Genomic DNA, 11,892 nt, shown 5'->3' on the forward strand with positions numbered 1-11,892 from the left:
TTTGCCGTTATGTACATTGCGTTCCTGCATCAGTATTTATTGACAGATGATTTCAGACAGACTGTCTGAAGTTTATTTTTTAAAACAATTTTTTAAGGTATTAACAATGCTTAAGCAATCCATTATTACCAAGCTTGAGACTTTAGTTGAGAGATTTGAAGAAGTTCAGGCCTTATTAGGTGAGGCTGAAGTAATTGCGGATCAGGACAGATTCAGAGAACTGAACAAGGAATATTCACAGCTGGAGACAGTTGTGGCCGCATTCAAGAGCTACAAAACATATTCAGACGATCTTGAAGAAATCAACGCCATGATTAATGGCGACGATCCTGACATGCGCGAAATGGCTGAAGCTGAACTTGAAGAAACCAAAAGCGGTCTCGAAAAGACCGAACATGATATCCAGATTCTTCTGCTTCCGAAGGATCCTAAGGATGACAACAACGCTTTCGTTGAAATCAGAGCAGGTACCGGCGGTGATGAAGCCGCAATATTTGCCGGCGACCTTTTCAGACTGTATTCAAAGTATTCTGAAAAGAAGGGCTGGAGCATTGAAATCATGAGCTGTTCTGAAGGTGAATTCAGCGGTTACAAGGAAATAATCTTTAAGGTTTCCGGCCAGGGAGCTTACGGTATTCTGAAGTTTGAATCAGGCGGTCACCGTGTTCAGAGAGTTCCTGAAACCGAAACACAGGGGCGTGTTCATACATCAGCATGTACCGTGATGGTTTTCCCTGAAGTTCCTGAATCAGAAGCTCCGGAAATCAATCCAAAGGATATCAGAATTGATACCTTCAGAGCGTCAGGCGCCGGTGGACAGCACATTAACAAGACCGATTCCGCCATTCGTATTACCCACTTCCCGTCAGGTCTCGTGGTTGAATGTCAGGATGAACGTTCCCAGCATAAGAACAAGGCCAAGGCTTTTGCGGTTCTGGCTTCTCGTCTTGCAAGACTTGAAGAGGAAAAGAAGGCCAAGGAAATGGCAGAACAGAGACAGAGCATTTTAAGTTCCGGTGATCGTTCAGACCGTATCAGAACCTATAACTATCCTCAGGGGCGTGTGACTGATCATCGTATCAACCTGACTCTGTATAAGTTAAGTGACGTGATGGACGGGGATCTTGATTCATTGGTAATGCCGGTTATTGAAGAGCACCAGGCCAACATGCTTGCTGAACTCGCAAACGAAAACTAATATCTGAAGCAGCACTTAAACCCTGAATTTAATGATGGTGTCACAGTTTGCCATCAGTTTTTCAACGGTTTAGGTGCTTTTTTATGCCTTTTGGGGCTAATCTAATGGTATGGGCGGATAATTTACCCGGAGGAACCATGCAGATTGGAGCAGTTTACAGAGAAGCTCTGCAGAAGCTGAATGCTTTTCTGAATGACAGGGAAGTTTCTTCCATTGAAGCTTATTTTATTGTTTCTGAAGTCCTGAAAAAGGATAAGACTTTTCTGCTGACATATCCTGAGTACGAAATTTCCGACGAAGAATATGACAGCATACAGAAAATTGTGAATGAAAGACTTTCCGGACGTCCTATAGCACATATTCTGGGGAAAAGAGAATTCTGGTCTCTCAACCTGAAAGTGAATGAGCATACTCTTATACCGCGGCCGGATACGGAAACTCTGGTGGAGCAGGCACTGCTGTGCGCTTCTAAATTTGATTCCGGGGTGAGACTGAGAATTCTTGACCTGGGAACGGGAACCGGTGCGGTTGCCCTGGCGCTCAAAAGTGAACTTCCGGATGCCGTTGTCGATGCCGTGGACTATTCGGAAGAGGCTCTGAAGGTGGCTGAATTCAACAGCACCAATCTGAATCTTCCGATTAATCTCATTAACAGTGACTGGTTTTCAAAAATCAAAGCCAGACACCAGTATCATCTGATAGTATCCAATCCTCCGTACATAGCCGACAATGATCCTCATCTGAAGGAGGGGGATGTCAGATTTGAACCGCGAACCGCTCTGGTGGCTCCGATGAACGGGCTGTACGATATTCTGAATATAGTAAGAAAGTCCGGTGACTATCTTGCCAATAACGGTTATCTGCTGCTTGAACACGGTTATCAGCAGGCCGGAGACGTTAAACTTCTGATGAATTATGCCGGTTTCACTCAGGTTGAGACGGTAAAGGATTTGGGATACAATGACAGAGTAACTCTGGGGTGCTTTAATTACAAGGATAAGTAAATATAATGTCTTCTGTGAAAAACAAGGTTGTAAAGATTGGTGATATCAGTGTAGCCAATAATCTTCCGTTTGTGTTATTCGGTGGTATTAACGTTCTGGAATCAGAAGAACTGGCGCTGACAGCCTGTGAAAAGTATGTTCAGGTTACCGACAGACTGAATATTCCGTTCGTGTTCAAAGCCAGCTGGGACAAGGCAAACAGATCATCAATACATTCATTCAGAGGTCTGGGACTTGAAAAGGGAATCAGCATTTTTGAACGGCTGAAGAAGGAATTCGGAGTAAAGATTATTACCGATGTGCACGAGATAGATCAGGTAGGTCCGCTGGCCGAGGTCGTTGACGTGCTTCAGCTTCCGGCATTTCTTGCCCGTCAGACAGACCTTGTAAGAGCACTTGCCGAGAGCGGAAAGGTTATCAATGTCAAGAAGCCGCAGTTCATCAGTCCTTCTCAGATTTCCAACATTGTGGAAAAATTTGAGGAATCCGGAAACGAGAATATCATCCTGTGTGAACGCGGAGCGACCTTCGGCTACGACAACCTGGTGGTTGACATGCTTGGATTCGGAGTGATGATTAAAGCTTCGAAGGGAGCACCGGTGATTTTTGACGTGACTCATTCACTGCAGTGCCGGGATCCTAGCGGAGCGGCTTCCGGAGGAAGACGTCAGCAGGAGGCTGAACTTGCCAGAGCAGGTATGGCCGTAGGGCTTGCCGGTCTGTTCCTAGAGGCTCATCCTGATCCTGATAAGGCAAAATGCGACGGTCCGAGTGCTCTGCCTCTGGATAAGCTGGAACCTTTCCTTACCCAGATAAAGAGAATTGATGAGCTGGTTAAGTCTTTTGATGAGCTCAATATTGATTAATGGTTCCGTTATCGGATACTGTTTTTAAATGACGGGGGCGGAGTTGTCCGCCCCCGTCTGTTTTATGCGTTCATGCTTAATCTCTGTTCGAAGATGTTCATATAATCGTCATCCAAAAAAAGATCGACCTGAACAGATTTTTTGATATAATCCATTGGCGGTTTCTTTTGTTTTTTTTGGAGATCCGGAAATACCAAAAGAAGCCGTTTTTTTATATAGGTCGACTTGTAGATTCCCGAATATTGTGTTTAGGTAAGATAATTATGGCTGATGCTGAATTTCTTAAAGAAATAAATAAACGTAGAACTTTTGCTATTATTTCACACCCGGATGCCGGTAAGACAACCATTACTGAAAAAGTTTTGCTTTACGGTCGTGCAATTCAGCGTGCCGGTACAGTTAAGGGCAGAGGTGCAAACGGCAGTTTTGCCAAATCAGACTGGATGCAGATGGAAAAGGATCGTGGTATTTCCGTAACTACCTCAGTAATGCAGTTCCCGTACAATGACTGTCTGATTAACCTTCTGGATACTCCGGGCCACGAAGACTTCTCGGAAGATACCTATCGCGTGCTTACCGCCGTGGACAGCTGTCTGATGGTTATCGATGCTGCGAAGGGTGTAGAAGAACGTACCCGCAAGCTGATGGAAGTTACCCGTTTAAGAGATACTCCGATTCTTACCTTCATGAACAAGATGGACCGTGAAACCAGGGATCCGCTGGAACTGATGGATGAGGTTGAAAAGGAACTTTCCATCGTCTGCGCCCCGATAACCTTCCCGATCGGATGCGGCAAGAGCTTCAAGGGTGTTTATCATATCTACAGGGATGAAACCTATCTCTACAAATCAGGTCAGGGTGATATCATTCAGGAGGTTGTTACCGTAAAGGGGCTTGATAATCCTGAACTCGATGCCGCCGTTGGAGAGGATCTCGCATCAATCCTCAGGGATAACATCGAACTCGTAAAGGCTGGCAGCGCTGAATTTGATGAGGAAGCCTTCCTGAAAGGGGAACTTACTCCGGTATTCTTCGGTACCGCTCTCGGTAACTTCGGCGTGGATCATATGCTTAACGGTCTTACTGCATGGGCTCCTGCACCGCTTGCCAGAAATGCTGAAAGCAGACAGGTTGAACCGACAGAAGAAAATCTTTCCGGCTTTGTGTTTAAGATTCAGGCCAACATGGATCCTAAGCATCGTGACCGTATCGCTTTCGTACGTCTGGTATCCGGAAAGTACGAAAAGGGTATGAAGCTCCATCACGTACGTATCGGCAAGGATGTGAACATTTCAGATGCGGTTACCTTTATGGCAGGCGATCGTGAACAGGCTGAAGAAGCATATGCAGGCGATATTATCGGTCTGCACAATCACGGAACCATTCAGATTGGTGATACCTTTACCAAGGGGGAAGACCTTAAGTTTACAGGTATCCCTAACTTCGCTCCTGAACTGTTCAAGCGTATCCGTCTTAAGGATCCTCTCAAGCAGAAGGCTCTGCTTAAAGGTCTTGTTCAGCTTTCTGAAGAAGGTGCCGTTCAGGTATTCAGACCTCTTATCAACAACGATCTTATAGTTGGTGCCGTAGGTGTGCTGCAGTTCGATGTAGTAGTTTCAAGACTTAAAAACGAATACAACGTTGAAGCCGTATATGAACCTGTTAACGTAACCACCGCACGCTGGATTGAAAGCGACGATCCTGCAGCTCTTGAGGAAATTCAGAGAAAGGTTCCACAGAATGTGGCTCTTGACGGCGGTGACAACCTTACATATATTGCACCTAATATGGTAAATCTTAATCTTACAATGGAAAGATATCCTAAGATTAAGTTCAATACCACCAGAGAACATTAATAATTCACTACTGTGAAATGAAAAGGATTTAAATAATAATGGCAGAATTCAATTTTAATGCGGATGAAGAACTTTTCTCCAGATTACCGGAAAAAGCTTTTTACACGGTGGTTGATAACAAGGTAGTCAGTGCTGACGGCAACATCAGCGGCGGATATATCTGTGCGATCGGTGACAGAATCACCATGCAGCATCTCGGTATGATTAAGGAGCTGGCAGACAGATCCGGTGTTTCCTTTGCCTTCAGAGAACCGTTTGCAATCTGCGGTAAACAGGTACTGATTGCCGTAACCGACAGATATTCAGAAGAACTTAATCGTGCATTCAAGGCGTTTACCGGTGATGCAGATGTAATTCATGTGAAAAACATTCCGGATCTTTCAAAGCCGGGTGTTATTCTTCTTGATATGGATTCAACCTGTATTCAGATCGAATGTATTGATGAAATTGCCAAGGCATACGGCGTGGGCAAGCAGATTTCTGAAATCACCAGTATGGCTATGCACGGAAAGCTTGATTTCAAGCAGAGTCTGAGAAAGAGAGTAGGTCTGCTCAAGTATGCTCCGGTATCCATTCTGGACAAGATTAGAAACAGCCTGCCGATTATGCCTGGTTTCCCTGAACTGATCAGACTTCTGCAGAGCAAAGGCTGGAAGACCGCCATTGCTTCAGGCGGATTCATGCCTTTTGTAAACAAGCTTAAGGAAGATTTCGGCCTTGATCTTGTCAGAGCCAATACCTTCGAAATTGAAGGAGATCATCTTACCGGCGGGCTAATCGGTGAAATTGTTGATTCGACAGTGAAGGTTGCGACTCTCCATGAGCTGTGTGCAAAGTATGATATTCCTAAGGAACAGAGTATTGCGGTAGGTGACGGTGCAAACGATCTGCCGATGATTAATGAATCAGGTCTGGGATTTGCCATTCATGCCAAGCCGATTGTGCGTGAGAAGGCTACAGCCACCATCAATACTCTCGGTCTTGATGCCATTGTCTGCGTGCTGACCGCCTACAGCAATCTGAAATCAAAGTAGGATACGGACCGGATTAACCGGCATAAATAATCAGTGTCCAAAAGGGCTTTTCGCTAACGGGAAAAGCTCTTTTTTATTTTTATGATATCCGGCTGAGTGCAGGGCAAAAAAAGGTTCGGTATCAGCACAATCCCCAGTGCCTGATCCGAACCTGTCAGTTTTTTTTGCATGTGATATTAAATTCAGCGCTATGTCTTTTCACATCCTGTAAAAATCAAGCGTACATAAGGAACTTCCTGTTCCTTCAGTCTGCTCTGGTCAACATCCTGTATAACCTCTCAGACTGTCATGTTGAGTTTTCCATCCAGAACATCCTTGTTCCCCTCAACACTTATAATTGTAATTATTCAGTTTTTAATTTCCAATTTTTTTTGATATTGAAAAATTTCCATTTCAATAATTACAGAATTGTGAGACATGGCCGGAAGCATTGATAATACGCGGGTTGTAAAGTTGATGGTGAATAAATCGTCAGTGCAGATTTTTGCTTATTCCTACAGTTTTATGGCAAAAGTCTCACATGAGAAAATTTAATTAATTTTCTGTATAATCATATGTGGATGACAAAACCGATGTTAATTTGTTTTATGGTAGTCAAATGATTGTACTTTACATATTTGCGCTGATTCAGTTCAGCCTGAGCTATATTATTCTGCTGCGTCAGATTAAGATAAACAGAACAGTCAAGATTATTCTTACCTTACTGTTTCTGATAATTTCCTTCAAGAATCCGCTGCTGCTGATTTTCGGTGGAAACATTCTTGCTCCTCAGCTTCCCGGATGGGTGGTGGTTGGAGCCAGTTCAGCTCAGTTCTGTCTGATGGTTGTCCTGTGTTTAGGCATATTATCTGAGATATTCTATTTATTTTTCAAGATTGCATGCAAATACAGGGTCAGAAATTCTCACAGAGTGTGTGTTTTGTGTCTGGACACTCTGTTTGCCGTCGTTATCACCTGTATAGGAACCTATAATGCCGGTCTTCCTCCGGAAAATACCTTCTACACCTTTACGGATCCAAAATACCCTGATAATTTCAGAATAGTGCACATCACCGATACGCATATAGGAACCAACACATCTCCTGAAAGAATCAGAAATCTCGTAAAACAGATAAATGATCTTCATCCCGACCTGATAGTTCACACCGGGGATATTATTGACGGACGCTATGAAGCCATCGCTCCTCAGGTTGATGAACTGAGAGGTCTGAAAGCAAGATACGGGGTGTATGCCGTAAACGGAAATCATGAATATTACTCTGATGCAGCCAGCTGGAATGATGTCTGGGGAAAGCTTAATATCAGAATGATAAACAATTCCAACGTTACCATAACCGATGACAGCGGCAAAAGACTGCTGTTTCTGGCCGGCATAAGCGATCCTCAGGCTTTGAGAGTGAATCCTCCTGAACAGGGGCCGGATTATGTGGCTGCCACTGAAGGTTTTGACAGAAGTCTGCCTATGGTTATGCTGAGTCACCGTCCGAAAGAATTTCCGAACTGCGTAACGGCAGGTGCGGACATCACTCTGAGCGGACATACTCACGGCGGTATGGTTCCGGTACTGAAACAGCTTGTGGCACTGCTTAACGGCGGCTATGTATCAGGTTATTATGAACATCAGGGAAAAAAGATGATTCTGAACAACGGTACCATTTTATGGGCAGGATTCTATATAAGAATCAATGATCCAGCACAGGTCGTGGTAATAGATCTCAAAAACAGGTAATCAGATGAGACTTTGACTGAGGAAATGACAGGAATGGCTTTGTCAGGTATCAGTTAAGTCGGATAATTAGGAATCTTTAAACAGCAGGTTGTTGAATACTGTCGGTACGGATGAGTTTATGGGGAAGAGTAGTTCTGTTTTTGTCTGCAGTGAGTGCGGAGCTGAGTTTTCCAAATGGCAGGGACGCTGCCCTGAATGCGGAGCCTGGAATTCAGTACAGGAAACCGTTGTGGCTGATTACACGCCCAGAGTTACAGCTCAGAGCGTAAGCAGCCGTCTCAGAGGTTTTTCCGGGGAAATATCCCAGAAGGTGGTTACTCTTGACAGTGTGTCGCTTGCCAGGGTTCCCAGACTGTCATCCGGATTCAATGAGCTGGACAGGGTTCTCGGCGGAGGTATTGTAGCAGGATCCGTAGTTCTTATAGGCGGTAATCCCGGTGCGGGCAAGTCCACTCTGCTGCTGCAGGTGGTATGCAATCTGGCCAACAGAGTCAAAGTTCTGTATATAACCGGTGAAGAATCTCTGCAGCAGGTTGCCATGAGAGCCGCAAGACTCGGCTGTAACACCAGCGGGGTGAACATTGCCACGGAAACTTCCATTGAAATGATTCTGGCCATGGCTGAAAGGGAAAAGCCGCAGATTCTCATAGTCGATTCCATTCAGGTAATGCACCTTGACAGCATATCATCAGCCCCGGGAAGCGTTTCTCAGGTAAGGGAGGGGGCTGCCGCACTGACTCAGTTTGCCAAACAGAATGGAGTGGCAACCTTTGTGATTGGTCATGTTACCAAGGACGGCTCTCTTGCAGGACCGAAGATCCTTGAACATTGTGTTGACTGTTCACTTCTGCTTGAAGGTGATACCGATTCAAGATTCAGAACTCTGCGCTGCAAGAAGAACAGATTCGGAGCCATAAATGAAATCGGAATATTTGCAATGGTTGATAAGGGAATGCGGGAGGTTAATAATCCTTCTGCCATTTTCCTCAACCGTTCGGATATCATAAGTCCGGGATCCGTGGTTATGGTTATCTGGGAGGGATCCAGACCTCTGCTGGTGGAACTGCAGGCTCTGGTGGATTACAGTCAGTACGGTAACCCTCGCAGACTCACCATCGGTACGGAATCCAACAGACTGGCCATGCTTCTGGCGGTCCTGCACAGACACGGCGGCATATCTCTCGGAGATCACGACGTGTTCATCAACGTGGTAGGCGGGGTCAAGGTCGAAGAAACCAGTGCAGACCTGCCACTGATAATTACAATGATATCAAGCTATAAGAATACGCCGATAGCACGTGATCTCATATCTTTCGGCGAAATAGGACTTAACGGCGAGGTAAGACCGGTTACTCAGGGAACAGAAAGACTTCAGGAAGCATACAAGCATGGCTTTAAGCAGGCAATAGTGCCTTATGACAATGCTCCGAGAAAACCTATTGGAGACATGAAGATATATCCTGTAAAAACACTGCAGGATGCTTTGAACGTATTAAGCGGGAATCAGTAATTTAAGATCTGATTAACGTCAGCTTATTCAGTTTTGGACGGAAGGAAGAATGTCATCAAATATTAGAAAGAGAACATCGTTTGCAACCAGACTCGGATTTATTCTGGTAACTGCCGGATGTGCGGTCGGACTCGGCAATGTGTGGAGATTCCCTTACATTACCGGACAGTCCGGAGGCTCGTTTTTTGTTATTCTGTATCTTTTGTTTCTGATTTGTCTGGGGATTCCGATGATGTCGGTGGAACTTGCCATAGGCAGAGCTTCAAGAAAAAGCATTGCCCAGGCTTTTACCGAACTGAGGGAGGACAAAAAAGGATGGAACTGCGTGTCATATGCTTCCATGGCAGGACTTTATCTTCTCATGTCCTATTACAGTGTTATCAGCGGCTGGCTGCTTTATTACTGCTATCAGACTTTTACCGGAGACATCATCGGTATCAGTGAAACACAGATCGGGGAGAATTTCAGTAATCTGATGGCTGATCCGACAACTCAGATAACCAGTGCCGTTTCGGTTTTGTTTCTGGCCAGCCTTGTCTGTGTAAGAGGCTTGAGAAACGGTATAGAAAGGATGGTAAAACCATCCATGCTGGGCATGCTCGTCATAATGGTCATTATGATTTTTCATTCATGTTCTCTTGAAGGCGCATCAGAAGGGCTGTCATTCTATCTTTATCCTAACTGGGAAGCTGTTGAGAAAATCGGCTTCGGAAAAGTTCTGTACAATGCACTGACTCAGGTGTTCTTCTCACTGAGCATAGGCATAGGCTCTATCATGATTTTCGGGTCATACATGTCAAAGGAGCATTCCATCATCAAGGAAGGTTTTATTATCTGTGTTCTGGATACCGTGGTGGCATTCATGGCCGGACTTATAATATTTCCTTCATGTTTCAGCTACAACATAAGTCCGAGCGCAGGTCCTACGCTTGTTTTTGAGACCATGCTGCAGCTGTTTAACAAAATGCCGCACGGACATCTGTGGGGATCTCTGTTCTTCCTGTTCCTGACCATAGCAGCCCTGACTACGGTTATTGCCGTGGTTGAAGCTATCATTAAGGGGTATTCTGAACTCTTCAGCGTCAACAGATTCAAATCGACGATCATAAACTTCTTTGCTATTTCGGCTCTGGCTGTACCTGTTGCTCTCGGCTCAAACAAACTGTCGTTTATACAGCCGTTCGGTGAAGGTTCATCCGTTCTCAGCCTGTTTGATTTTATAGTATCGAACAACCTGCTGCCTCTCGGTGCCATTATGATGGTGCTGTTCTGTGTAAGTAAAATAGGATGGGGATGGAACAATTATCTTAATGAAATCAATACGGGCAGCGGTATTAAACTGCCTGCAGGAAAATGGGGGATGTACTACTACAAATATTTTATCGTTCTTGTGGTGGTTGCGGTTCTTATTATCGGTTATTACGACGTGTTTATAGGCATACGATAAACGTTTCTGAGACAGGAATTGGATATAAAAATACGGACATACCATTCCGGTAATGTCCGTTTAAATCCATGTAATTATGGACGAGATGAATGAAATCTGAAGTGTATTCCCGCTGTCCTGAGATTACACGTTAATCTTTTTTGTCCTTCTGTGAAACGTTGTTTGAAATGGCATTGTCCATAATCTGTAAAGCTATAACCATTCGGTCCTCGTGCTTAAAACGTATTTCCAGCCATTGTCCCACATAGCTCAAATCCTCGCGCCAGTTCTTCATGATGCCTTCATCAAGATCTTTGCTGTATTTTTCATCAAATTTCAAAAGATGCTCGGTGGTATTTTCAATCCTTGGAATCAGTCTTCTGGCAACTGTCATTCGTCGGCTGCTGACATGTTCCATAATTGTAAGAATTTTCGGATAAACCTTGAAGTGTCCCCTGGACAGATAATCCACCAGCAGGTTGCAGAACTCATTCATCTGTTCATAGGACGGGTGCAGAGCCTGAGAGGATGTGTCATCCTTGTCAAGAGGCAGGGTAAGCAGTTTGAAATAGGTGGTAATCAATTGCTCTCTTGCATGGATCATCTCGTCGATCCACTTCAGCTGACCTGAAGAGACCTGCTTGGTTCGGTTAAGTGTTGTGAGCAACATAAACACCTCCATGTGACGGATACATAACATTCTATGTTTTGGTTCAGTATATAAGAAAACGTTTTTTTGATCTGCCTGCCGTATAGAATATTTGGAAAAAAACGGGAGCGAAAATCATATTTGTGAATGAGTTCTAATTACGAAAAGTATTGATATAAAAGGGCTGATAAAGTTGTTTTACTGCTGAAAACCGTTGATTGTTTAACTGATTCCGGCTGTGAAAAAATACAGGTGACAAAATAAAAATCGCCGTGTTCATCCTAAACTCCGCACACCCTAGTGTATAACTAGGGTAAATCTCATCACAAATCCATTAAATATTACACTTTTACCCCTGTTTTTTAAGAAATTCTCTTTACTTATTCTTATTACGGGTGTAACATAGTCTATAATATATTTAATGGACTATTCATATGACAGACTCAACAGACATCAAGTGGAATTTCTCAAGTTATACAGATAAAAAAGGCAGAACCTACATTATTTCTTACTACAATAAATGGGATTCGATAAAAAAACAGTCCCGTGTTGCCCATCGTGTTCATGTAGGCAGACTTAATTCCGATACAGGAGAGGTTTCACTGGGAAAAACCTATCTT

Annotated in this window: 10 protein-coding genes; 9 read left to right on the top strand and 1 reads right to left on the bottom strand. The window is 44.2% G+C overall.

Going from position 1 to position 11,892, the window contains the following annotated elements; genetic code table 11:
* Window positions 1–106 precede the first annotated feature (106 nt).
* From prfA to T489_RS0105305, 8 genes are all read left to right on the top strand, one after another.
* On the top strand, window positions 107–1,198 hold the full coding sequence (gene prfA, locus T489_RS0105265; protein WP_031579001.1) for a peptide chain release factor 1: 1,092 nt from the start codon (window positions 107–109) through the stop codon (window positions 1,196–1,198).
* A gap of 83 nt (window positions 1,199–1,281) precedes the next feature.
* The gene (gene prmC / locus T489_RS0105270; protein WP_232218286.1) at window positions 1,282–2,202 is read left to right on the top strand and encodes a peptide chain release factor N(5)-glutamine methyltransferase; all 921 of its coding nucleotides are present in this window, start codon (window positions 1,282–1,284) and stop codon (window positions 2,200–2,202) included.
* Window positions 2,203–2,216: 14 nt separating this feature from the next.
* Window positions 2,217–3,068: a 3-deoxy-8-phosphooctulonate synthase gene (kdsA, locus tag T489_RS0105275; RefSeq protein WP_031579003.1), complete on the top strand. Its 852-nt coding sequence runs from the start codon at window positions 2,217–2,219 to the stop codon at window positions 3,066–3,068.
* 263 nt (window positions 3,069–3,331) lie between these two features.
* Window positions 3,332–4,924, top strand: coding sequence for a peptide chain release factor 3 (prfC, locus tag T489_RS0105285; protein ID WP_031579004.1), 1,593 nt, complete (start codon window positions 3,332–3,334; stop codon window positions 4,922–4,924).
* A gap of 38 nt (window positions 4,925–4,962) precedes the next feature.
* Window positions 4,963–5,958, top strand: a complete 996-nt coding sequence (gene serB / locus T489_RS0105290; RefSeq protein WP_031579005.1) for a phosphoserine phosphatase SerB — start codon at window positions 4,963–4,965, stop codon at window positions 5,956–5,958.
* A 598-nt stretch (window positions 5,959–6,556) separates the two neighbouring features.
* On the top strand, window positions 6,557–7,687 hold the full coding sequence (locus tag T489_RS14145) for a metallophosphoesterase (protein WP_051621812.1): 1,131 nt from the start codon (window positions 6,557–6,559) through the stop codon (window positions 7,685–7,687).
* 118 nt (window positions 7,688–7,805) lie between these two features.
* Window positions 7,806–9,197: a DNA repair protein RadA gene (gene radA / locus T489_RS0105300; RefSeq protein ID WP_031579007.1), complete on the top strand. Its 1,392-nt coding sequence runs from the start codon at window positions 7,806–7,808 to the stop codon at window positions 9,195–9,197.
* A 49-nt stretch (window positions 9,198–9,246) separates the two neighbouring features.
* Window positions 9,247–10,644, top strand: coding sequence for a sodium-dependent transporter (locus T489_RS0105305; RefSeq protein WP_031579008.1), 1,398 nt, complete (start codon window positions 9,247–9,249; stop codon window positions 10,642–10,644).
* Window positions 10,645–10,774: 130 nt separating this feature from the next.
* On the opposite strand, the gene T489_RS0105310 is transcribed toward T489_RS0105305, so the two are convergent.
* Window positions 10,775–11,293: an Rsd/AlgQ family anti-sigma factor gene (locus T489_RS0105310; RefSeq protein WP_031579009.1), complete on the bottom strand. Its 519-nt coding sequence runs from the start codon at window positions 11,291–11,293 to the stop codon at window positions 10,775–10,777.
* A 413-nt stretch (window positions 11,294–11,706) separates the two neighbouring features.
* Here T489_RS0105310 and T489_RS13495 point away from each other — a divergent pair.
* On the top strand, window positions 11,707–11,892 hold a 186-nt coding region (locus T489_RS13495; RefSeq protein ID WP_037318828.1), incomplete at its 3' end, for a hypothetical protein.

This window comes from Ruminobacter sp. RM87, from assembly GCF_000701925.1.
Classification (GTDB): domain Bacteria; phylum Pseudomonadota; class Gammaproteobacteria; order Enterobacterales; family Succinivibrionaceae; genus Ruminobacter; species Ruminobacter amylophilus.

Excerpts from the sequence above, each read along its gene's own strand:
- T489_RS0105305 (WP_031579008.1), top strand. The coding sequence starts at position 9,247 with ATGTCATCAAATATTAGAAAGAGAACATCGTTTGCAACCAGACTCGGA.
- radA (WP_031579007.1), top strand. The coding sequence starts at position 7,806 with ATGGGGAAGAGTAGTTCTGTTTTTGTCTGCAGTGAGTGCGGAGCTGAG.
- prmC (WP_232218286.1), top strand. The coding sequence starts at position 1,282 with ATGCCTTTTGGGGCTAATCTAATGGTATGGGCGGATAATTTACCCGGA.
- prfC (WP_031579004.1), top strand. The coding sequence starts at position 3,332 with ATGGCTGATGCTGAATTTCTTAAAGAAATAAATAAACGTAGAACTTTT.
- T489_RS0105310 (WP_031579009.1), bottom strand. The coding sequence starts at position 11,293 with ATGTTGCTCACAACACTTAACCGAACCAAGCAGGTCTCTTCAGGTCAG.
- prfA (WP_031579001.1), top strand. The coding sequence starts at position 107 with ATGCTTAAGCAATCCATTATTACCAAGCTTGAGACTTTAGTTGAGAGA.
- serB (WP_031579005.1), top strand. The coding sequence starts at position 4,963 with ATGGCAGAATTCAATTTTAATGCGGATGAAGAACTTTTCTCCAGATTA.
- T489_RS14145 (WP_051621812.1), top strand. The coding sequence starts at position 6,557 with ATGATTGTACTTTACATATTTGCGCTGATTCAGTTCAGCCTGAGCTAT.